Origin of the sequence: Methanobacterium subterraneum (assembly GCF_002813695.1) — an archaeon.
Lineage (GTDB): Archaea > Methanobacteriota > Methanobacteria > Methanobacteriales > Methanobacteriaceae > Methanobacterium > Methanobacterium subterraneum.
In genome coordinates, this window is sequence record NZ_CP017768.1 from 2,030,052 (window position 1) to 2,054,288 (window position 24,237).

At 40.8% G+C, this 24,237-nt stretch carries 17 protein-coding genes; 7 read left to right on the forward strand and 10 right to left on the reverse strand.

Features of this window, described 5'->3' with window-relative positions:
- Positions 1–10: 10 nt before the first annotated feature.
- The 3 genes from BK009_RS09875 to BK009_RS09885 are packed head-to-tail and all read right to left on the reverse strand — an operon-like array spanning position 11 to position 2,807.
- Positions 11–1,213 carry an ABC transporter permease gene (locus BK009_RS09875; RefSeq protein WP_100909508.1) on the reverse strand — a complete coding sequence of 401 codons (1,203 nt, stop codon included), beginning with the start codon at positions 1,211–1,213 and terminating at the stop codon, positions 11–13.
- 3 nt (positions 1,214–1,216) lie between these two features.
- The gene (locus BK009_RS09880; protein WP_100907237.1) at positions 1,217–2,299 is read right to left on the reverse strand and encodes an ATP-binding cassette domain-containing protein; all 1,083 of its coding nucleotides are present in this window, start codon (positions 2,297–2,299) and stop codon (positions 1,217–1,219) included.
- A 4-nt stretch (positions 2,300–2,303) separates the two neighbouring features.
- Positions 2,304–2,807 carry a PadR family transcriptional regulator gene (locus BK009_RS09885; RefSeq protein WP_100909509.1) on the reverse strand — a complete coding sequence of 168 codons (504 nt, stop codon included), beginning with the start codon at positions 2,805–2,807 and terminating at the stop codon, positions 2,304–2,306.
- Positions 2,808–3,049: 242 nt separating this feature from the next.
- Between BK009_RS09885 and BK009_RS09890 the strand changes: the two genes are divergently transcribed.
- The 4 genes from BK009_RS09890 to BK009_RS09905 all read left to right on the forward strand — a co-directional run bounded on the left by BK009_RS09890 (position 3,050) and on the right by BK009_RS09905 (position 6,494).
- Complete coding sequence (locus BK009_RS09890) at positions 3,050–3,799, forward strand: sugar phosphate isomerase/epimerase family protein (protein WP_100905171.1); 750 nt, start codon at positions 3,050–3,052, stop codon at positions 3,797–3,799.
- Positions 3,800–3,899: 100 nt separating this feature from the next.
- A complete protein-coding gene (locus BK009_RS09895; protein ID WP_100907239.1) occupies positions 3,900–5,003 on the forward strand; it encodes a DUF362 domain-containing protein in 1,104 nt (367 codons plus the stop codon).
- A 195-nt stretch (positions 5,004–5,198) separates the two neighbouring features.
- Positions 5,199–5,729: a DUF6790 family protein gene (locus BK009_RS09900; protein ID WP_100909510.1), complete on the forward strand. Its 531-nt coding sequence runs from the start codon at positions 5,199–5,201 to the stop codon at positions 5,727–5,729.
- 144 nt (positions 5,730–5,873) lie between these two features.
- Positions 5,874–6,494, forward strand: coding sequence for a TMEM175 family protein (locus BK009_RS09905; RefSeq protein WP_100905168.1), 621 nt, complete (start codon positions 5,874–5,876; stop codon positions 6,492–6,494).
- A 193-nt stretch (positions 6,495–6,687) separates the two neighbouring features.
- On the opposite strand, the gene BK009_RS09910 is transcribed toward BK009_RS09905, so the two are convergent.
- The 4 genes from BK009_RS09910 to ala form a co-directional block, all read right to left on the reverse strand.
- A complete protein-coding gene (locus BK009_RS09910; protein WP_100907240.1) occupies positions 6,688–7,476 on the reverse strand; it encodes an HAD family hydrolase in 789 nt (262 codons plus the stop codon).
- A gap of 101 nt (positions 7,477–7,577) precedes the next feature.
- Positions 7,578–8,210, reverse strand: coding sequence for a LysE family transporter (locus BK009_RS09915; protein ID WP_100907241.1), 633 nt, complete (start codon positions 8,208–8,210; stop codon positions 7,578–7,580).
- A 188-nt stretch (positions 8,211–8,398) separates the two neighbouring features.
- The gene (locus BK009_RS12520) at positions 8,399–8,557 is read right to left on the reverse strand and encodes a hypothetical protein (RefSeq protein ID WP_169032958.1); all 159 of its coding nucleotides are present in this window, start codon (positions 8,555–8,557) and stop codon (positions 8,399–8,401) included.
- A gap of 102 nt (positions 8,558–8,659) precedes the next feature.
- Entirely contained in the window at positions 8,660–9,643 is a 984-nt protein-coding gene (ala, locus tag BK009_RS09920) for an alanine dehydrogenase (RefSeq protein ID WP_100905165.1), read from the reverse strand.
- 308 nt (positions 9,644–9,951) lie between these two features.
- On the opposite strand from ala, the gene BK009_RS09925 reads away from it, so the two are divergent.
- The 3 genes from BK009_RS09925 to BK009_RS09935 all read left to right on the forward strand — a co-directional run bounded on the left by BK009_RS09925 (position 9,952) and on the right by BK009_RS09935 (position 14,288).
- The gene (locus BK009_RS09925) at positions 9,952–10,737 is read left to right on the forward strand and encodes a DUF1624 domain-containing protein (protein ID WP_100905164.1); all 786 of its coding nucleotides are present in this window, start codon (positions 9,952–9,954) and stop codon (positions 10,735–10,737) included.
- 496 nt (positions 10,738–11,233) lie between these two features.
- Complete coding sequence (gatA, locus tag BK009_RS09930; RefSeq protein ID WP_100905163.1) at positions 11,234–12,610, forward strand: Asp-tRNA(Asn)/Glu-tRNA(Gln) amidotransferase subunit GatA; 1,377 nt, start codon at positions 11,234–11,236, stop codon at positions 12,608–12,610.
- Between the two features lie 136 nt (positions 12,611–12,746).
- Positions 12,747–14,288, forward strand: a complete 1,542-nt coding sequence (locus tag BK009_RS09935; protein WP_100909511.1) for an AAA family ATPase — start codon at positions 12,747–12,749, stop codon at positions 14,286–14,288.
- A gap of 317 nt (positions 14,289–14,605) precedes the next feature.
- On the opposite strand, the gene BK009_RS09940 is transcribed toward BK009_RS09935, so the two are convergent.
- From BK009_RS09940 to ribB, 3 genes are all read right to left on the reverse strand, one after another.
- The gene (locus BK009_RS09940) at positions 14,606–18,829 is read right to left on the reverse strand and encodes a beta strand repeat-containing protein (RefSeq protein ID WP_100909512.1); all 4,224 of its coding nucleotides are present in this window, start codon (positions 18,827–18,829) and stop codon (positions 14,606–14,608) included.
- 470 nt (positions 18,830–19,299) lie between these two features.
- Positions 19,300–22,905, reverse strand: a complete 3,606-nt coding sequence (locus BK009_RS09945) for a beta strand repeat-containing protein (protein WP_100909513.1) — start codon at positions 22,903–22,905, stop codon at positions 19,300–19,302.
- 587 nt (positions 22,906–23,492) lie between these two features.
- The gene (gene ribB / locus BK009_RS09950; RefSeq protein ID WP_100909514.1) at positions 23,493–24,170 is read right to left on the reverse strand and encodes a 3,4-dihydroxy-2-butanone-4-phosphate synthase; all 678 of its coding nucleotides are present in this window, start codon (positions 24,168–24,170) and stop codon (positions 23,493–23,495) included.
- Positions 24,171–24,237 lie beyond the last annotated feature (67 nt).

The following is a 24,237-nucleotide window of genomic DNA, read 5'->3' on the forward strand; positions in this document are numbered from 1 at the left end:
CTAAAATCTCCTAAATGTCCCTGTTAAATCGGGTTACGCCCATTGCAAAGAACAGTAACGTGAAACCCAGAAGAACAACTATTTCAACCCATACATCCCCTATTCCTGCTCCTTTTAACATAACTCCTCTTAATGCGTTGTTTGCATAGGTTAAAGGCGCTAAGTATGCTATTTTCTGGAATATCCAGGGCATGGTTTCCAGAGGATAGAATACTCCAGATATGAACATCATGGGCATGCTGAAGGGCATTACCATCTGGACGTAATCTTCCTGGGTACTGACTCTAGCAGAAACCATTATACCGAAACCGACAAAGCAAAGGGCTGTAAGTATCAGTAGGAGTATGGTAAGTAACATACTACCGGCTATAGTGATATTAAACAGCACAATGGCCGCGCCTATCAGCACCAGGGCAGTTGAAGTTTGAATAACCAGCCTGGATATGATTTTACCACCGACCACGGTAGCCACGCTGGTTGGCGTCATGAAAAGTCTGGCTAGTTCTCCTCGTTCTCGTTCTCCTGCTAGGGATTCTCCCATACTCATCATTGCCCCCATCATAACGGTCATGGCCAGGATTGCGGGCACCAGGAAGTCAATGTATTTGATGTCTCCGTAGATCTTGTTGACCTGGAAATTGATGGAGTTCATGATATTCTGGAAGTTAATGGAGGATAATGATGAAGTGGGCTGAACACTCTGTGACTGTACTTGAATGGATGAGGGCTGAGCAGATTGGCTTTGCATTGCTTCCAGTTTTTGCATTCCAATTTGGGAAGATATCTGGCTGAATAAGGCTTGGGTTATTGGAACCAACGTTTGGGTGGCCATTTGATCTGATGAATCAACATAGATTACCACGGATTTAGAGTTGCTGCTATTGAGATTTTCATAGTCCGGCGGCAGTAAAATGGCTGCCTTCACTTGTCCCGATTCAACCATTTCCCGGCCCCTCTGAGGGTCGCTAATTATATCTTTCACATCATAAAGGGACATTCCCTTAATGGCGTTGAGAGTGGTGTCGGTCACCGGACCATCAGTCTGTTTAACCACCACTACTGGAATGTTTTCGATGGTTCCTCCCATACCATAACCAAAAAGAGCGATCATCAGTATGGGGAAAAGGAAGATTGAAAATAAACGGGGTTTATGTCTCCACAGAACCAGTAGATCCTTTTTAATCATCCACATAATTTTTTTGGTTTCTACCATCCTCTATTCACTTCCTTTTTCCCCTTTATTGGGCTTTTTAGCAGTAACTTTCATGAAAACATCCTCTAATGAAGGGTCTTTGGTGGAAATTGAGGTTATGTTCCCACCAGTTTCCATAATTGCCGATATTACCTGGGTTACCGCATTTTCAGTGTTGGCTAATTTAAAGGCTAGCCTACCTGATCGGTGGCAGTCAATATCCAGAACACAGGGAATTTGAGATAATCGATTAACCAGTTCAGTATCTGAAATATCAACCATTAAACTCATTTCTCTCGCTTTATCTATTTCAGATTCCTTTGCAACTTCTTTAAGCTTACAGAACGATGGATGATCACTGTTATCTGTCCCCTCCATTTCACGCACAATTTCCCCGATTTTAGTTTCCCCACATTCTTCTTGCGTTAGTATGGTGTCTTTCAATCCCTGTGGGGTGTCAAATGCAGCCAATTCTCCTTGATTGATTATACCCACATGGTCACAGAGCATGTCCACTTCGTACATGTCGTGTGAGCACAGGATGATGGTGTGTCCCTTCTGGTTGAGTTCGTCTATAAGATCCCATAGAACACTTTTAGTGGTAGGGTCCAGACCAATGGTAGGTTCATCCAGGAAGAGGATGTCTGGTTGGTGTACTAGGCTGGCAACCACAGATACTTTCTGTTTCTGCCCTCCAGATAATTGCTTAACCAGTTTATTCTCAGCGTACTTGATATCCACCAGTTCCATTAACTCGTCAATTCTCCTTTCTTTAAGGTCTTTGGGCATCCCGTAGTAATCAGCACAGAGTTCTGCATTTTCCCGAGCTGTAAGATCAGCGTAAAGACTGACTAGCTGTGGAACCATCCCTATTTTTTGACGAACCTCGTTGGGTTTTTTTATGATATCATAACTGGCCACTTTCGCTGTTCCGGATGTAGGGGGAATCAGGCAAGTTAACATTTTTATAGTAGTGGTTTTACCCGCCCCATTAGGGCCTAAAAAACCGAATATGCTTCTATCTTTAACTTTTAAGTTTAAAGCATCAACTGCTTTAAAATCACCATATAATTTGGTGAGATCAGAGGTTTCGATGGCATATTTCATACCTTTAACTCCTATTATTTTTTATATACATGACATCTTCTAAAAAATCTTCATACAGATTATTTTTCCGTGTTTTAAAGAAATTTCTTATCTTGTCCAGGGTTTCTATTCCTTCAGGGGTTATTTCATAATATTTAACTTTTCTTTTCCCATGATTTTCCCAGGTACCCTTAATAAGGCCTTTCTTTTCCAGTTGGTGTAATTTTGGATAGATGATGCTGGCACTGGGCATTTTAACTTTATCACTGAATGGCGAAGATTCGTGGAGTTGGGTCATGATCTCATAACCATGCTGTCCCTTTTTACTGATAAGCCAGAGCATGATTATTGGGCCGGAACCTCTCATAATCCCTCTGACCAGTTTTCTTTCAAACTGATTCAAATTTTTGAATACTTCATGGTTTTCCATGGCATTACGGTAGTAACCCCTTGATTTTTTAAGTTCTTCTGCAGGTTCTTTATCACTGGAACCTTCAGTTGGATTGTCTCTAAATGATTCATCACCCATTCACTTCACACCTCCTCTATTCCCATTATTGATATATCAAATTTCGACATAGTTTAATTAGATATATCCACTTTCCATATAAAGGTTGTGTAAAACTCAACTAGGAATTATTCTAAATAAAGTATAGTATGTTCCCATTTTATCATGTCACCCCTTAAAATGCGAAAAAAGTTTAGTGGAATTTCGAAGAAGATAATGAATTTCGAAAAATATATCCCAATTACTATAAAAAGTGTGTATACATGAAAATAGGATTTTCAACTTTGGCTCTTTTCATGAAGTCCTTTGAGGATTTTCTGGACACCGCGACTGCTGATGGCTTTGATCTGGTGGAAATATTATGTGAAGGTCCCTACTGGCCCCGGAATATTCTCAGCCAGGCCGAGGGTCTGGATGTATTTGCCTCCTATGATGTGGATGTTTTCCTGCATGCCCCCACCATAGACCTGAACCCTGCCAGTATGAATCAGGGTATTCGGGATGAAACCCTCCGCCAAATCAAGGAAACACTGGATTTAGCATCAAAAATAGGCGCAGAGGCCATAACCACTCACCCTGGAGTGATCCATCGATTGGAAGATAGAATCCGGGAAATGGGTAAACATTTTGCCATTGAAACCTTAAAAAAGGCCAATCAATACGCAGAGGATCTGGGTGTTATTTTATCCGTGGAAAACATGCCTCATCGATATGCTTATTTCTGTAACACCGCACAGGAACACTCTTACTTCCTGGATCAATGTGGCTGTCACGCCACAGTAGATCTGGGTCATGCCAACACCACCAACCATCCTGGTTCATTTTTAAAACTTGAAAAAATATATTACTATCATTTAAGTGATAATAACGGTGAAAAGGATCAGCACGTGGCCCTGGGTGAAGGAACCCTTGATTTAAGTCTCATAAATGGTATTGAAAGGGGAATAATTGAATTAAACAATTACGACGATGTTTTAAAAAGTCGAAATCTTCTCCTAAACCTATCGAAATAACTCAATCCAGGATAATGCAATAATAAGTCTAACTTTCCAAGGATATTAACAAGTCGAAATGAATAAAAATAGATAAATTATAATTAATGGGGGTTTTTAAATGTCCAGTGAAGTGTATTTTTCTAATTTCAGATCCAGGAGCCAGGGAGAAAACAAAAACAGTAAGATAAAACAGTTATTTGACAGGGCAGGTTTTGGGGAATTCATTAATAAAAATGATTTAACTGCCATTAAACTCCATTTTGGGGAAAAAGGCAACGACGCGTTTCTTAAACCGGTTTTGATAAATTCAGTGGTTGAAAAAACTCTGGAATATCGGGCTAAACCGTTCCTAACCGATACCAACACTCTATATTATGGTAGTCGCCATAATGCAGTAGACCATCTCCAGACTGCAATGAAAAACGGTTTTGCCTATGCAGTTACCGGAGTTCCGGTGATCATTGCCGATGGAATACGTGGTGATAACTGGATTCCGGTGAATGTAGGGTTGAATCATTTCTCAAAGGTGAAAATCGCCGGTGATATTGAAAAATCAGACAGTATGCTGGTTTTATCCCACTTCAAGGGACATGGGATGAGTGGGTTTGGTGGGGCGATTAAGAATCTGGCCATGGGATGCGCATCGGCCCCTGGAAAAATAGAACAACACCAGTGCGCCAAACCAATCATCACTGAGGAATGCACTGGCTGCGAAACCTGCATTGGATCCTGCCCAGTATCGGTGATGTCTCTGGTGGAAGGTAAAGCAGTTTACGATAGGGGAGAATGCATAGCCTGCAACAACTGTCTCTCCAACTGTCCGGAATCTGCCATAGAACTGGATTTGGATTCACTACCGGAATTCATGGAAAGAATGGTGGAATACGCCTTTGGTGCGGTTATAAATAAAGAAGGGAAAGTGGGTTACATTAATTTCCTCATGGATATCACCCCTGACTGTGACTGTGAATCATTCAGTGATGCGTCTATTGTCCCGGACATCGGCATACTGGCATCCAATGATCCCGTGGCCCTGGATAAGGCCAGTTATGATCTGGTGAATCAGGAAGCTGGATTGGAAAATTCTCTCCTGGAACATCATCATCACCAGGGTGGTGATAAATTCAGGGGAGTCTGGGAAGGTGTGGATGGAAGGGTGCTCTTGGAGTATGCCGAAGAAATTGGGATGGGCTTTCAAAAATATGAATTAATAACTTTATAAAGTTTTTATAACCGCTTATTATATTTTATTATTGGGTTTAATCACTAAATCATACTTTTTAGGGGGAGGGGAAAATGGCTTATATATTTTTCCATTTTTTCCCCAGAGCAAGGTATTAAATAAATGATGATAAAACGCAAATAATAAGTGTTAATTTTCTATCTTCAATTAGATCTGCTAAGAGAGGGGTTTTAAATGGATACAGCTTATACCTGGCTGATACTGGGGATAATTGGTGCATTAATAATGCTGGGGATTCAATTTTATTCTAAACGAGCGTTAACCGCGAAAAAAATAATAGAAATATCTCTTTTATCATTCCTGGTTATTACTGTTGGCTTAGGTTCTATCTGGGCATCTATAGGTCATTCCTTCTTTGCCAACCAAGTGGCTGCATCCATTGGATGGGCTACTGGAAGTCCATTTCAACAGGAAGTGGCCTTTGCCAATCTGGCCTTTGGGGTTCTGGGAGTCTTATGCGTCTGGATCAGGGGTAATTTCTGGACAGCAACGGTTATAGGGGTTTCTATCTTCCTTTTGGGCGATGCTCTGGGACATATAAGTAACATCTTTGGCACTGGCAATTATGCATCTGGAAATGCAGGAGCAGTCCTGGTTCTAGATATACTGGTACCTATGCTCTTAATAGGGCTGCTGGTGGCCTACCGAATTATGGAAGAAAGGGCAGTGCGCAGTGCCATTAAGAGTCTGGAAAGATCATTATAGATTATGGCAAACCTGTCATTATAAAAACTAGAATTCTATCATTATAAAATCGAGAAACAATTAAAAGCTAATTTAGGGTTATCATACTTTAATTAGTTATAATTAATTACGTGCTATTAAATTCACCATATCGGGGTTGGCCATTTGCAGGATAATGAAAAAACTGTAAAATCAACAGGAATTAATGTCCGACGCATAGAAACCCTGGTGGATGGTATTTTTGCCATAGCAATGACCCTCCTGGTTTTGGGAATTGCAGTACCTTCCGTTGCCAATCCCACTGAAGCCAGCCTTTATAAAGCCCTATTTGATCTTCTCCCTAATTTTTACAGTTACTTCATCAGCTTTGTTCTTCTGGCTGTTTTCTGGAGGATTAACCACCTTCAGTTTAACCGTATTAAACGAGCAGATGGCACCTTGTTATGGATAATCATTATATGGCTTCTTTTCGTGGCACTGGTGCCTTTTTCAGCTTTTTTTGTAGGGGAATACGGGAATTTCCAGATTCCCAACATTTTTTTCGACCTGAACCTCTTTTTTATAGGATTTCTACTATTTCTTAACTGGCGTCATGCCATCAACCAGGGGCTGGTGGATAAAGTTGATGAGGAAACCCTAAAGTCAAGCTTAAAAGTTAATCTAATGTTACCGGTAATTTCTCTGGTGGCTGCTGGAATCACATTCCTCCCCTTTATGAATGAATGGGGATATGGCTGGTCTAGTCTGGTTTACCTGATTATTCCCTTATTAAAACGTTACCAGTGATCATTGGGGTAATTTAATTAAAAATACTAAACCAGTTCAGGAAATATATTTTTTAAGTGTGTATCTTCCAAGAGTTTATCTTCCTTTAAAAAGTTGAAAAAAACTGTAAATGGTGAATAACAGGCATATGTTGAATAAACTAAATCAGAAAAGGGATCAAGGATCATAATTTGGTTAAAAACATAATCTGACCCTAAAAATCAATATCCAGAATTTCCTTAATATTGCCCACCACCACATCCGCAGCTTCCATAACCTTTCGTGATGTTTCTTTATCCTGTTGTGTGGTTATAACTCCCATATCTGCCTCTTTAAGTGCTAGGATGTCGTTGGCACTGTTACCAACCATCATCACCTTGTATCTTTCTTTAAGTCCAGCCACAATTTCCCTTTTCCTCTGGGCATCAGCAGTGCCGAAGACGTTTTCAGAGGGAATGTGAATATAACTGGCCAGCTCCATCAGGGATTTAGTCCGGTCTCCAGAGGCCACATAGATATGGAATGATCTTTTTTTAAGTTCCTCCACCACCTCCGAAACTTCAGGGAATATCTTACCTCCGGCAGTGATGGTGAATTCAATATCACCACTTCGGGTATTGACAATGAATCCGGATCCACTGCATATCTGGACGTTATAATTTTTATTAGAAACGGCGTGAATGGTATCCTGAATATCACTGATTTCAGCATTTTCATTCTTAATAAGCGGTAATATTTCATCCTTTTGAACATCTGAAGAAGAGTAGCTTATATCAAAAGGCACCTTGTTGCGTACAATGAATTGGTGGATGGTCTGGTCTGGTCTGGCATTAATCAGGCAACTGGAAGGATCAGTCTGAAGGACTACCAGGGCCCGGTGGGGATGCTCATCAACCAGATCAATGGAACTGATGTTGTCATAAATAATTCCACTATTAAGGTTTTTAATAGCCCTGTACCTGGAGATTAGGGTTCCGGAGTTATCGAAAACAACAGCTTTCATGTTTCTTAATTTGCTCCTGGTGACTTATAATTAATTACTATATTATTCAGGAGGTCAATTAAAATTGATAAACATTTGAAATAAAAAATTTAATGAAAATTTCAGGCTATTAAGGTGGAGTAAATGAAATAAACTCCTAATAACACCAGGAAAACTCCACAGATAATCATCATGATCCGGTAACGCTTACCCGGGAGTACATGCCTTCCTTTACTGGTGAAAAATGACACTAAACTGTACCAGCTGAGATCTGCCCCCCAATGACCCACCAGGAAACTTAAAACCCCAATGATCCCGGCTAACTCTATTCCCTTGAGCATGAAGGCCCAACCCACAGTAGCCCACCAGAGGTAGAAGTAGGGATTGGTGACACTGGTGATGACTCCACTTAAAACTGATCCCCGTTTTTCAATAGGCTTATCATCACCTGGTATCTCTTCAGGAACCGGGGATCTGGCGATGCTGTAGCCAATGTAGATTAACATCACTCCTCCAATTCCCCCGATGACCATGGTAATTGTCTGGGATCCAATAACCCACCCTAAACCCAGTACCAGGAGTATAATCAGGCTGATCTCAGCAATAACATGACCCAGAACCACCAGGGGCCCAGCCTGGGATCCTTTTCTAAGAGAATCAGAAATAGTAACAGTCAACATGGGTCCGGGGACCATTGCCCCGGATAAACCCACCCAGAAGGAGGCAGTTGCGAATAAAATAATTTCTAACCACATTTAAATCATTTTTTTAGATACATAGTTTGGAAAATAAATATTCCTGATTATTATTAATTGATTCCCTTGGAAAAAATGGATATTAATTATTATGAGTATAAATAGTGTACTTTTTGATGTGATATCTGAAATAAAGTATTATTCCTATTATGGGTCAACAAACACCTGAATTCTAAATACACCAGTGTTTAGGTTTGATTTAACACTTCTATAATCCGGGATAAGTGCTGATCTATATCTGCAATCTGCTCATCAGAGAGGGATCTGTTTCTGGATAAAAACTGGAAGCGTTCGTACACATGGCCCATTCTACTCAGAACTTCGCTTCGATTTACTTTCTGGTACATTCACATCACCAGAACTAGATTGAACTTTCAAACCTATATATTTTACCCAAAGGGAAGGGTTGGACTTCCCCACCTTTCCAAAACTAAAAAAAGGGATTAGAATTAGCTCATGAAATCAAAATCCGTTCCAATGCCCTGTTCCCGGGCCCTTCGGTATATGAGCCCGGCAGTAACCACATCCTGAACAGCCAGGCCAGTGGAGTCAAATACGGTGATCTCGTTGCCCTCTCTACCTGTTTCCTTTCCAATAACCACATCTCCCAGTTTGGCATGGATATCCTTCCTTTTAAGAACATTTTGTGAGACTGGGACGTTGATTTCACCACTGTGGCTGGCCTGATCCCATGAATCAATAATGATCTTTGACTTTAAGAGTAACCGGGTTTCTAATTCCTGCTTACTGGGAGCATCAGCGCCCATGGCATTAATATGAGTCCCGGGACTGATCCATTCAGCTTTGATCAGGGGCTTCCGGGAGGGGGTGGTGGTAACCACCACATCCACATTTTTCACTGCTTCTTCGGCACTTTCAACTGCTTCCACAGGGAAACCATAGATTTCTGTGGCTGCTTTGGCGAAGTTGGTACGGGTGCTGCAGGTCCTGCAGAAAACTTTGGCTTTTTGAATGTCCATCACTTCATTCAGGGCCATCAACTGTGTGCAAGCCTGTTTACCGGCCCCAATTATTCCAAGGGTTTCTGAATCGGGTCTGGCCAGGTATTTGGTGGCCACCCCGGCCGATGCACCGGTCCGAAGATCAGTAACTAGGGTCCCGTCCATCACCGCCATGGGGAACCCAGTTTCTGGATCAACCAGTTCAATGACTGCCATCACCGTGGGTAACTGGTGTTCCAGGGGGTTTTGAGGATGCACATTCACGCATTTAACTCCGGCTTCTTCACTACTGCGCACGTAACAGGGCATGATCCTTAGATCTCCTTCCTGGAAAAACAGGTACTCCTTGGCAGGCATCTGCACGTTACGCTCTGCAAAGTCCTTAAAAGCAGTTTCAACTGATTCAACAACTTCTTTCATGCTAATAAGTTCTTTTATTTCACTTTGTTTTAGTAAAAGAGTTCCGGACATGAATTTGCACCTCTTAATCTTTAAACCATGATATCAATTAACAAAACTCAAGTAATTAACCCATTGCTATTACTAAATAATCTAATTTTTCTAAATAATCAATTCTTTTAAATAATTAGATTTTTTGGGACCTAATACACGGGGATTTTATAGATGTAAACACATTTAACTATAACTATTTGTGCATATGAGAACACTTTTTAGGAAATTAAGGTTGCACATGGATTTTAATAAGCTCAACAAACATAAAAACAAATGGGAAACTTACAGTAGTCATATTATTTTGCCATTAAAATCTTGTGTGGAAAATGAAGGATTTAAACAAGCGATTCTGGGAAATAGACGTCTTGCGAGGTCTAGCTATATTGGTGATGGTGATTTATCACCTGATCTTTGATCTCACTTACTTCGGGATATTCTCCTTTAACCTCTCATCAGGATTCCTATGGTGGTTCACCCGTGCAGTAGCCTTTATCTTCCTGTTCCTAGTGGGGGTTTCCCTCACTCTGAGTTACACCCGGAGGCAACTACAGGGGCTGGAACAGGTAAATGAAACCCTTTTCACTAAGTATTTCAAAAGAGGGGTTAAGATATTCTTACTGGGATTGTTGGTCACCCTGGCCACTTGGATCTTCATCCCCGATGATTTCATAGTTTTCGGAGTCTTGCATTTCATTGGAATAGCAATAATCCTGGAATATCCCTTCTTAAACAAGAAATATCTTAATCTGGTTCTGGGATTCATCTTCATCATCGCTGGTTTCATCCTGGCCCAGTTTGCAGTCAGTTATCCCTGGCTGTTATGGTTAGGCTTGAAACCTGCCGGATTCATAACCGTGGACTACTTCCCATTACTTCCCTGGTTGGGGGTGGTTTCCCTGGGACTTTTCACCGGAAAAATACTTTATCCCGATTACAAGAGGAGATTCCACCTACCGAAACTTTCCAAAAACCCCTCTATAGAGATATTCAGCTTCATGGGACGGCACTCCCTACTCATCTACCTCCTGCACCAACCACTGCTCATACTGATCCTTTACCTTATGGGTGTACTGGATTTGGGAAATTTATTTCATTTTATGAATGTATGGTAAAAATAGGCACTAAGTTTCTACAGATTACTAATTAAAAATTCAGAATTTAGCATCATTCAGAATCTAACATTGATTTCAGTACCTACTAATTTGATGTCCAGTAGAAGTTTGGTATGTTCAGTGATGCGAATAAACGTTGACTCCAACTCAGAACAGGCCCATCATTTTAATTCAAATTTAAAACCCACATGGTGCTTAGGGATGCCAATGGAAAAGAAATATGTTGAAATGTAGGCATATGACTTCCATATGAAATTATAAATTTGATAAAAACATTAATAACCAATTTTATCAGGAAAAAATCTATTAAATCTTTTTAATCAGGGTGAATCGGTCTTTGCCCTCCTGATTTTTCATTTCTTACCGGGTGAGAAGCAACTCCTGAGGAGTAATTAATCTTTAGAATGGTAAATATAATAAGATTCATTTTCTAAAACAAAGGATGGTAATGATTAACTAGTACTAGATTTGCTACTCACATATTTTAGGTGGGAATATGAATATTTTGGAAAAATCACAATCAATCAGGAATCATGAATTAACCTCAAAAGATAATCTGGAAACATTCATTAAACAAATAGAAAAGGATAATTCTAGTATAAGGGCATTTGTTGAACTTAAATTTGATGATGCCCGGAAAAAGGCAGAAGAAATTGATGATAAAATAAATAATGGCCAGAAAGTTGGAAAGTTGGCCGGTATGGTAGTAGGGATCAAGAGTAACATTAATGTGGAGGATTTCCACATCACCGCAGCCTCACCAACCCTGGAAAACTATCTGGGAAGTTACGATGCCACTGTAACCCGGAGGATAAAGGCTGAGGATGGGATCATAATTGGTATGACCAACATGGATGAATTCGCAGCGGGAAGTTCCACCGAAACATCTTTCTTCGGACACACCGACAACCCAGCAGCACCCGGACGTATACCTGGTGGATCCAGTGGGGGCAGTGCGGCGGCAATTGCCGCTGGGATGTGTGACTTGGCCTTGGGTTCAGATACCGGGGGGTCCATCCGTAACCCCGCATCCCACTGTGGGGTGATGGGATTCAAACCAACCTACGGTGCAGTGAGCAGGCAGGGACTGCTGGATCTGGCCATGAGTTTCGACCAGATCGGACCATTCTCAACGGACGCCAGTGGTGTGGCCCTAATGCTGGAAGTCATTGCCGGGGAAGACCGCCGGGAGTGCACTACCATTGACTGGGAAGTGCCAAAATTCACCTCTTCCATCAATGATCCTGAAAATGTACTTAAAGGAATGAAGCTGGGTGTAGTGAAGGAATTCTTTGACGTCTCCGATGAGGCCATAGTTAATATTATTGAAGATCGCATCAACCAGATGCAGGAGGCAGGGGCAGAAGTAGTGGAATTAAACTTCGATTATCTTAAATTATGCCTACCTACCTACTACCTCATAAACTATGTGGAGTTTTTCTCCGCCACCCGAAAATACGATGGTCGAAAATACGGGGAACGAATCGAAGAAGTGTGTGGAGAGGAAGTACTGCGCAGAATACACATGGGCTCCTACATCAGTCAGAAAGAATTCAGTGGCAAGTACTACAAAAAAGCATTACAGGCCCGATCACTCCTAAGAAGAGAAATTACCGGATTACTGAAATATGTGGATGTTTTGGTAGGTCCTACAGTTCCCAAACTCCCACATAAACTGGGCACCTCACTGGAACCTATGGAAATGTATGCCTATGACGTCCTGACCGTTATAGCCAACCTGGCCGGTATACCTGCGGCCAGCACACCTGCCGGGGATGTTAAGGGAATACCCGTAGGAATGCAGTTCCAAGCCAAACCACTGGATGATGAAAAAATAATACAGCTAATGGCAGCTCAGGAAGGATTGAACTAAAATCCTTCCCCTAATTTTTATTTATTTTTTATTATTTTCAAACCAATTATAACTCACTTAAAATCAATTAAAACACTTAAAATCAATTATAACTAATTCAAATGTACAAATAATCAAATTAAACCAGTGAATTCCCATGAAAAAAATAGGCATCCTCTACGTTAAAGGATCACTACCCAACTTCGAGGACTTTGGAAAACTCCCCACCCACCTTTTAAAGGACAACGGGATGGTAAACGGGAAAAAGGCACACGAAGTCCTGGATGGTCTGATAATCCCTGGTGGAAGTATAGTGGAATCAGAAAGCATCACTCCCGACGTGGCCAGGGTCATTAAGAAAATGAACAGCCAGGGGAAATTCATACTGGGAATGTGCTCAGGATTCCAGGTACTGGCCCACAAAACCGACATAGGCCGGAAATCACCCTGCCCAGTGGAACGCGAAGGACTGGGAATACTGGATGTCACATTCCACCCAATGATTGGAACCGACCGGGTGGAAGCAGAAGTAGCCGATGAATCATTCCTCACCAGGGGAATGGTGGGTGAAACAGTCACTGGATTCCACTGCCACACCTACGGGGATATAAGGGGAGAGGCGCCACCAATCTTATTTTCACAGGTTAAAAGAACCGATTACTCAGACAATCCCCGCAAAATACTGGCCGGTGTTCGTAATGATGAAGGAAACGTGGTGGGGGCTATGATTCATGGTTCTCTGGATGAAAATCCCTCCCTGGTTAATAACATCCTGAATTATATGGATACGGATGAAGAAGAAACAAAACAAATCTATCAGGCCAACCAGGAACTTCTAAAGAAAATCAAGGGAGAAATAGGAATCGGTCTGGATATTTACGCTGATTATCGGTTATCCTTCAACGTGGATGGATTGCACCGACCAACCCCTGGAAATAACCCTGAAAATGTAGAAATACCTCCTTTCCTCATGATAGCCAGCACCGGGTCTGATTCCGGGAAAACATTCCTCACCACGGGAATGGTGGGAGCCCTGCGCCGGAAAGGCTACCGGGTGGGAGTTTTAAAGGTGGGCCCGGATACCCGGGACCTGGTGCCAGCCCTCTACCTCAACAAGGAAAGAATGGTCAACTTTTCATCCATTAAAATCGGTGGACTGGGCTGGAAAGATTTGAAAGAAATAATAAACACTTTAAAATGCAAAAAATATGATTTGATATTGATTGAGGGAGTTATGAGTGTTTTCACTGGCCTTTTAAATGAAAAAACACCCTTCTCTGCTGCGGAGATAGCTCTGGCCGGGAACATCCCCACCATCATGGTAACCGGATGTAACAAGGGAGGCATAGAAACCGCGGCACTGGATTTGACTTCTCACCTGGAAATGATGGAGAAACTGGGCATAAAAACAGTTGGAGCTATTTTAAACAAGGTTTATCATGAAGAAATAGCAGAAAACGCCTCTCGCTACATTAAAAAAAGTACCGGACTGGACTGGGTGGCCCGGGTACCCAAGGCCCAGCTGGCAGCCCGTGGTGGAACTCCGGAGGTGGAGATAAAACTGGAAGATTTCTGCCAGAAGGCCATGGAAACAGTGGAACAACACCTCGATGTTGAAGAAATCATGAAAATGGCTAAAAAACCTGAATTTACGGGTTACCGGCCTTACAGTGATATTTTGGATATTTATTTATCCTAATGTTCTCACTATACTTATTAAAAAAATCAATACTCTAAGGGGCCCGTCTCTAAAAATAATTTAATTGTTTATTAATTTTTCTTTTTTTCCATGTATTATCAAATGCTTTTTGTTTAGGGGGATTTGGCTTCATTATTATTTGTAGGTCTTGTGCGTGTTAATCAGTTTTTTGACGAGAATTCGTGCTATTCTGTGTGTTATTAATTATGTACTTTAATTTTTAGATATAACTCCTAAAACAAGATCTTAAAAAAATTAACTATGATAAATTCATTGATCTCTTTAAAAAAAGAAAAAAAGGGGTTGAATGGGTTGGTTTATTTTTTCTTTGGTGTTAGTATTCCTCCGAGTATGGCTAGTATGGCTAGTATGAGGCTTGTTGTTGGTGTTCCTGTTTTTTGCATTGTTATGGTGTTGCTTGCTGCGTTTGCTGTTGTAGGGTTTGTTGTAGGGTTGTTGTTGTTTGGTGTTTCTATGTTAATGTTGAATGGTTTTATTGTGTTTGTGTTTCTGTTGAGTGTTTGTGAGTTTATTGTGGGTATTATGGTGTATTTTCCGCTTGTTAGTGCTTGTAGTGTGAGGTATAGGTAGGGGTCTCCTACTTCTACGTTGTTGAGTGTCCATGTTATTGTTCTGTTTGTGGGGTTGTAGGTGTATGTTCCGCTGTCAACACTGGCTGTTACAAATTCCAAACCTTCCGGTATCTGGAATGACACCAAAACTTTAGCCGCATCATCCGGACCACTATTACTGAGTTTATAAGTTAAAACAAACTTATCACCCACACTAGGATTAACCTTCGAACTTGTAACGTTCATGTACAGATAAGCAGATGGCTGCAATGTCAAACTGGTACCATTGGTAGAAGCCAAATAATTACTGCTACCAGAGTATTCTGCAATTATATTGTAGGTACCGGTGGTCCAGGTTGTGGGGATGGTCCATGTGATAGTCGCTAAACCATTAGAAACATCCACTGTGCTAATAGTAGTGCTGTTTACTTTGTATGTTACTTGTCCGTCTTTTACTGGATTTCCGTTTGAGTCTGTTGTGTGAGTGGTTATAGGCACGGTTTGGCCTGCGTGGCCGTTAACTGGGTCCACGGTGACCGTGGTTGGTGTTGGGTTTACTGTTAGGTTTGCAGTATTGGTTGAAGCCAAGTAATTGACACTACCTGAATACTCTGCAACAATACTGTAAACACCACCAATCCACGTAGTGGGGATGGTCCATGTAATAGTCGCTAAACCATTAGAAACATCCATATTACCGATAGTAGTGCTGTTTACTTTGTATGTTACTTGTCCGTCTTTTACTGGATTTCCGTTTGAGTCTGTTGTGTGAGTGGTTATAGGCACGGTTTGGCCTGCGTGGCCGTTAACTGGGTCCACGGTGACCGTGGTTGGTGTTGGGTTTACTGTTAGGTTTGTGGTGTTGTTAGATGCTAGGTAATTGGCACTGCCTGAGTATTCTGCAATTATATTGTAGGTACCGGTGGTCCAGGTTGTGGGGATGGTCCATGTGATAGTCGTTAAACCATTGATGACATCTGCATTACCTATAAGAGTGTTGTTTACTTTGTATGTTACTTGTCCGTCTTTCACTGGATTTCCGTTGGAGTCTGTTATGTGGGTGTTTATTGTTATGGTTTGGCCTGCGTGGCTGTTAACTGGGTCCACGGTGACCGTGGTTGGTGTTGGGTTTATTGTTAGGTTTGTGGTGTTGTTAGATGCTAGGTAATTGGCACTGCCTGAGTATTCTGCAATTATATTGTAGGTACCGGTGGTCCAGGTTGTGGGGATGGTCCATGTGATAGTCGTTAAACCATTGATGACATCTGCATTACCTATAAGAGTGTTGTTTACTTTGTATGTTACTTGTCCGTCTTTCACTGGATTTCCGTTGGAGTCTGTTATGTGGGTGTTTATTGTTATGGTTTGGCCTGCGTGGCTGTTAACTGGGTCCACGGTGACCGTGGTTGGTGTTGGGTTTATTGTTAGGTTTGTGGTGTTGTTAGATGCTAGGTAATTGGCACTGCCTGAGTATTCTGCAATTATATTGTAGGTACCGGTGGTCCAGGTTGTGGGGATGGTCCATGTGATAGTCGTTAAACCATTGATGACATCTGCATTACCTATAAGAGTGTTGTTTACTTTGTATGTTACTTGTCCGTCTTTCACTGGATTTCCGTTGGAGTCTGTTATGTGGGTGTTTATTGTTATGGTTTGGCCTGCGTGGCCGTTAACTGGGTCCAAGGTAATGGTAGTGGGGATGGGGGTTACTGTTAGGTTTGTAGTATTGGTGGAAGCCAAATACTTATGACTACCTAAATAATCTACAACAACACCATAGAAACCACCAATCCACGAAGAGGGAATGGTCCAGTTAATGGTTGCTAGGCCATTGGAGATATCCACTGTGCCAATAGTAGTGCTGTTTACTTTGTATGTTACTTGTCCGTCTTTTACTGGATTTCCGTTGGAGTCTGTTATGTGGGTGTTTATTGTTACAGTTTCACCCGCATCACCTCTAACTGGATCTGCGGTAATGGTGGTAGGAGACTGGTTTATTGTTACTGGTGTTGAAAGTATTTGATTATCAACTGTCACCTTAATATTATCTGAGCCTACGGTTCCTGGTATGTAAAACGATGTTATACTACCATTCACCAGTACATTATCAGCTGGTCTGTAGAGTCCCAAGTAACTTGAGAATTCAACATAGATTCCATCTGGCACATGGCCGTTTTCTGGATCATGATAAGTTCCAGTATTGTCATGCAGTAAATCAACAATAACAGTCGAATTACCGCCATAGAAGATATTAGTAGGGTTAGTTGTCATATTCAGAATCAACCAGGAACTTACGTCAACACTACCATTTGAACTATTAGACACATAACTTAATGGATTTAGGTTTGAACCCCACCAGTTAAGCGTAGCATTCACTGTGCCCATTTCGCTGTGGATCTGACTGTTATTTGGACTGTTTCCAACAATCCTGTTGAAATGAACAACAACCTTACCTCCATAACTCCAAATAGCACCACCCGCACCACTATCACCACCAGCAACACTATCCCCATAGGCGGTGTTGTTGGTGAATGTACTCTCCGTAACAATTAAACCTCCAAGATGATTGTAGATGGCACCACCGTAAGAAGTATAGGCGTTGTTGTTTGTGAACGTACTGTTTGTCACAGTTGAACCTCCACTATTGTAGATGGCCCCACCATCACCAGAAGCGGTGTTATTTTTTAGTGTACTGTTTGTCACAGTTAAACTTCCATTATTGTAGATGGCCCCACCATCACCATAGGCGTAGTTATTTGTGAATGTACTGTTTGTCACAGTTAAACTTCCATTATTGTAGATGGCACCACCATACCAATATGCTGTGTTGTCTGTGAATGCACTGTTTGTCACAGTTAAACTTCCAGCATTATTGAAGATGGCACCACCATAACCTTGTTCTAGATTCATGGTGTTATCTGCCAGTATACAGTTCATCACAGTCAAACGTCCGCCATCCTTGTAGATGGCACCACCATAACGCGCTGCTTTGTTGGTGGTGAGTGTACAGTTTGTCATACTAAAACTTTCACCATCTTTACTGTAGATGGCCCCACCATCCTCAGATACTGTGTTGTTGGTGAGTGTACAGTTTGTCATACTTAAACTTCCACCCTTATTGTAGATGGCCCCACCACAATATGCGCTGTTGTTGGTGAATGTGCTGTTAATTACAGTTAAACTTCCAGCATTATTGAAGATGGCACCACCATAGCGAGTTGCGCTGTTGTTGGTGAATGTGCTGTTAATTACAGTTAAACTTCCACCATCATTGTAGATGGCACCTCCAGAATCATCTCCGAGGCCAGAAATGGTTTTGGTTGTGAATGTACTGTTTGTCACAGTTAAACTTGCAAACTTATTGTAGATTGCACCACCCCAAGCACCAACATGCTGATTTGCGGTGTTGTTGGTGAATGTACAGTTCGTCACAGTTAAACTTCCCCACCAGTTGCAGATGGCACCACCATAAGTTGCGGTGTTGTTGGTGAATGTACAGTTCGTTACAGTTAAATTTCCATTATTGAAGATGGCACCACCCAAAGTTCCCCTGCTGTTTGTGAGTGTTAAGTTAGTTATATTGGCTGTTATTCCTGATAGTATGTTGAATATGCTGTTTCCGTTGTGTTGTCCATTGATTATTGTGTTTTCCTGGTTTTCGCCGGTGATTGTCATGTCTTTGTTTATGGTTATTCCTGATTCGTTGTAGGTTCCTGGTGCTATGTAGATTGTTCCGTTTGTTGTAACTGTGCCTGTGGCATTTGTTATGGTCTTTTTGGGTCCGCTTGTGGTGTTGTATGTGGGTGATAGTCCGTCCCATGTGTCGTTTCCTTCTGTACTGACGTATATTGTGGAATTACTTGATGTGTTGGCTGCGCTTACAGCACTAACACTCAAAGAAAATAAAACCACACCTATTAGTAGTAGAAAGGGAATTTTAGGGATCTTTTTTCTATTTTGGGTTTTCATTGGTCTTTTTCACCTCCTTTATGTCTGTTTTAGATATGGATGGTATTGTCATATCCATAAAACCATACTATAGTTATAATAAATAAAACTTCTGTTTGTATGATTAAAATAGGGGTAATTAAAGTTAGTAAGTACAATCTAAAAGTAAAATAACTTTTAAAATTATAACTGCCTTGAATTAAACGAACTCATAACAAATTAAGTAAAATAAGCAAATAAATTAACATGTATCAGTGTCTCCATAAAGTGATAAAAAAAATATGCAAAAAATATTTAATAAATGCTTAAAATGTTCAATTAACCGAAACAGAAATGATCATAATACAGAATTAAGTCCTTTTAGTTTTAGTAAGAATTTAAAACTATCAAATTAGTCATCAAATCAATTAAAAGTCTAATCACGTGTATTTAATGGATTTTATTAACTTTTAATCATGTAAAAAAAAGAAAGGGGGGGTGTATTTGGTGGTTTATTTTTTCTTTGGTGTTAGTATTCCTCCGAGTATGGCTAGTATGGCTAGTATGAGGCTTGTTGTTGGTGGTCCTGTTTTTTGCATTGTTATGGTGTTGCTTGCTGCGTTTGCTGTTGTAGGGTTTGTTGTAGGGTTGTTGTTGTTTGGTGTTTCTATGTTAATGTTGAATGGTTTTATTGTGTTTGTGTTTCTGTTGAGTGTTTGTGAGTTTATTGTGGGTATTATGGTGTATTTTCCGCTTGTTAGTGCCCTAAGTGTAAGATACAAATAAGGATCTCCTACTTCTACGTTGTTGAGTGTCCATGTTATTGTTCTGTTTGTGGGGTTGTAGGTGTATGTTCCGCTGTCAACACTGGCTGTTACAAATTCCAAACCTTCCGGTATCTGGAATGACACCAAAACTTTAGCCGCATCATCCGGACCACTATTACTGAGTTTATAAGTTAAAACAAACTTATCACCCACACTAGGATTAACCTTCGAACTTGTAACGTTCATGTACAGATAAGCAGATGGCTGCAATGTCAAACTGGTACCATTGGTAGAAGCCAAATAATTACTGCTACCAGAGTATTCTGCAATTATATTGTAGATGCCGCTGGTCCAGGTAGTGGGAATGGTCCAGTTAATGGTTGCTAGGCCATTGGAGATATCCACTGTGCCAATAGTAGTGCTGTTTACTTTGTATGTTACTTTTCCTTCGTTCACTGGATTTCCGTTGGAGTCTGTTATGTGGGTTTTTATTGTTATGGTTTGGCCTGCGTGGCTGTTAACTGGGTCCACGGTGACCGTGGTTGGTGTTGGGTTTATTGTTAGGTTTGTAGTATTGTTAGATGCTAGGTAATTAGTACTGCCTGAGTATTCTGCAATTATATTGTAGATGCCGCTGGTCCAGGTAGTGGGAATGGTCCAGTTAATGGTTGCTAGGCCATTGGAGATATCCACTGTGCCAATAGTAGTGCTGTTTACTTTGTATGTTACTTGTCCGTCTTTCACTGGATTTCCGTTGGAGTCTGTTGTGTGAGTGGTTATAGGCACGGTTTGGCCTGCGTGGCTGTTAACTGGGTCCACGGTGACCGTGGTTGGTGTTGGGTTTATTGTTAGGTTTGTAGTGTTGATGGATGCTAGGTAATTGGCACTGCCTGAGTATTCTGCAATTATATTGTAGGTACCGGTGGTCCAGGTTGTGGGGATGGTCCATGTGATAGTCGTTAAACCATTGATGACATCTGCATTACCTATAAGAGTGTTGTTTACTTTGTATGTTACTTGTCCGTCTTTCACTGGATTTCCGTTGGAGTCTGTTATGTGGGTGTTTATTGTTATGGTTTGGCCTGCGTGGCCGTTAACTGGGTCCACGGTGACCGTGGTTGGTGTTGGGTTTATTGTTAGGTTTGTAGTGTTGTTAGATGCCAAGTAATTGACACTACCCGAATACTCTGCAACAATACTGTAAACGCCACCAATCCAATTAGTGGGGATGGTCCATGTGATAGTTGCTAAACCATTGATGACATCTGCATTACCTATAAGAGTGTTGTTTACTTTGTATGTTACTTGTCCGTCTTTCACTGGATTTCCGTTAAAATCCGTTGCGTGAGCGGTCATATTTACAGTCTCGCCAACATCACCGTTAACTGGGTCCACGGTGACCGTGGTTGGTGTTGGGTTTATTGTTAGGTTTGTAGTGTTGTTAGATGCTAGGTAATTAGTACTGCCTGAGTATTCTGCAATTATACTGTAGATGCCACTAATCCAGGTTGTGGGGATGGTCCATGTGATAGTTGCTAAACCATTGATGACATCTGCATTACCTATAAGAGTGTTGTTTACTTTGTATGTTACTTTTCCTTCGTTTACTGGATTGCTGTTGGGGTCTGTTATGTGGGTGTTTATTGTTATGGTTTGGCCTGCGTGGCCGTTTACTGGGTCCGCGGTAATTGTGGTAGGGGATTGGTTTATTGTTATTGGTGTTGAAACTGTTTGATTATCAACGGTGGCTGTGATATTTCCTGAGCTGATGGTTGTTGTTGTGAAAACAGATGTTGCACTACCATTCACCCATACAGTAGATACTGGTTCTAAGTTTCCCATGTCACTTGCGAAATCCACAACTATTCCATCTGGTGCATGGCCGTTTACTGGGTCATGATAAGTTCCAGTATTGTCATGCAGTAAATCAACAATAACAGTCGAATTACCGCCATAGAAGATATTATCAGGGTTCGTTGTGATATTCAGAATTAACCAGGAACTTACGTCAACACTACCGTGAACATCATTAGACACATAAATTGATGGATCAAGGTTTGAACCCCACCAGTTAAACCTAGCATCTATAATACCATAGTTACAGTGGATCTGACTGTTAATTGCATTGTTTCCAACAATCCTGTTGAAATGAACAACAACAACCTTAGAAGCGTCCGGTTGATAACTCCAAATAACACTACCAGTACTAGTTGCGGTGTTGTTGGTGAATGTACAGCTAATAGCAGTTAAATTTCCAGTATTGGTGATAGCCCCACCAAAACTATAGGCATAGTTATTTGTGAATGTACTGTTTGTCACAGTTAAACCTCCACCACTATTGTCGATGGCACCACCACTTTTACTATTCGCAGTGTTGTTGGTGAATGTACAGTTCGTCACAGTTAAACCTGCCCCATGATTATTTTCGATGGCACCACCATAACGAGTTGCGGTGTTGTTGGTGAATGTACAGTTCGTCACAGTTAAATCTGCACCATTATCATTGCCGATGGCACCACCACTGTCCGCGGTGTTGTTGGTGAATGTACTGTTAATCACAGTTAAACCCGCACTGTTATAATTGTAGATGGTACCAAAACCTGCGGTGTTGTTGGTGAATGTACAGTTCGTCACAGTTAAACTTTTTCCAAGATCATTGTAGATCGCACTACCCCGAGTTGCGGTGTTGTTGGTGAATGTACTGTTTGTCACAGTTAAACTTGCACTCTTATTGTAGATGGCACCACCACCATGAATCGAGGTGTTGTTGGTGAATGTACAGTTCTTCACTGTTAAAATTCCACTCTTAAACTCATTGTAGATGGCACCACCACCATAACGAGCATAAGCTCCATCATAAGTTGCGGTGTTGTTGGTGAATGTACAGTTCGTTACAGTTAAATTTCCACCATTGTAGATGGCACCACCCATCTCTGAGGTGCTGTTTGTGAGTGTTAAGTTAGTTATATTGGCTGTTATTCCTGATAGTATGTGGAATATCCTGTTCCCGTTTCCATTGATTATTGTGTTCTTCTGATTTTCACCCGTGATCGTCATGTTCTTATTTATAGTTATCCAAGATTCGTTGTAGGTTCCTGGTGCTATGTAGATTGTTCCGTTTGTTGTAACTGTGCCTGTGGCATTTGTTATGGTCTTTTTGGGTCCGCTTGTGGTGTTGTATGTGGGTGATAGTCCGTCCCATGTGTCGTTTCCTTCTGTACTGACGTATATTGTGGAATTACTTGATGTGTTGGCTGCGCTTACAGCACTAACACTTAAAGAAAATAAAACCACACCTATTAGTAGTAGAAAGGGAATTTTAGGGATCTTTTTTCTATTTTGGGTTTTCATTGGTCTTTTTCACCTCCTTTATGTCTGTTTTAGATATGGATGGTATTGTCATATCCATAAAACCATACTATAGTTATAATAAATAAAACTTCTGTTTGTATGATTAAAATAGGGGTAATTAAAGTTAGTAAGTACAATCTAAAAGTAAAATAACTTTTAAAATTATAACTGCCTTGAATTAAACGAACTCATAACAAATTAAGTAAAATAAGCAAATAAATTAACATGTATCAGTGTCTCCATAAAGTGATAAAAAAAATATGCAAAAAATATTTAATAAATGCTTAAAATGTTCAATTAACCGAAACAGAAATGATCATAATACAGAATTAAGTCCTTTTAGTTTTAGTAAGAATTTAAAACTATCAAATTAGTCATCAAATCAATTAAAAGTCTAATCACGTGTATTTAATGGATTTTATTAACTTTTAATCATGTAAAAAAAGGATAATTCACATTTTTCATGAAAACTAAGATCCCTGATGAATGTGAAATTAACTATGAGACAATCTCAAAAGGATTAAAAAAATAACTTAATTTCGCGGTTATAATGAAATAATAAAGGGGGATTAAAAAATTCCCTAAATTTAAATTCCTTTAAACTCATGGTAGGCTTCTATTAACTCTGCTCCGCTTAAAAATACCAGGTCATTCTTTTTAGCGTACTCCCCTACTTTGTCGGTGTTCATTGAATCACCGGTCTCATCATCCATCATTTCACAGCAAACTGCCACTTCGGTTTGCCCGGCCATTTCAGCCAAGGCAATACTCATCTCAGTATGACCTTTCCTTTTTAAAACATGGTCTTTAGCAGCTCTAAGCAGGGTCACGTGTCCCGGGGAACGGAAATATTTACCAAAATCCTGGAAATTCCCATTTTTACATAGTAATCCCAGTTCCTTGATGGTACAGGCCCGGTCATTGTCGGTGATCCCGGTGAAGGTCTTCCTGTGGTTCACGGTTATGGAGAAGGCTGATTTTTCATCGTAAGGTATGTCGTTAGGGGTTAATTCAGCTAGAACTGGGTATTCTTTACTGGCTTCATTCATCAAATCGGTCATGAATGGAATTCCCAGTTTATCGGAGATTTCTGCAGATATGGGGACGCAGAAAAGACCACCAGCATCGTTCCTAATGGTGGTCATGTGCTGGGGGGTCATAAACTCCGCAGCCACAATCATGTCAGTTTCTCGCTCCCGGTTGTCATCGTCAAAGATTAAAACAATTTCTCCCTTTTTAAATGATTCTATGGCTTTTTTTATCATGTGATCACTGATTAGATTTTTTTTTGATAATTAAATTTTTAGTAGTTTAGTTAACAATTGTTTTATA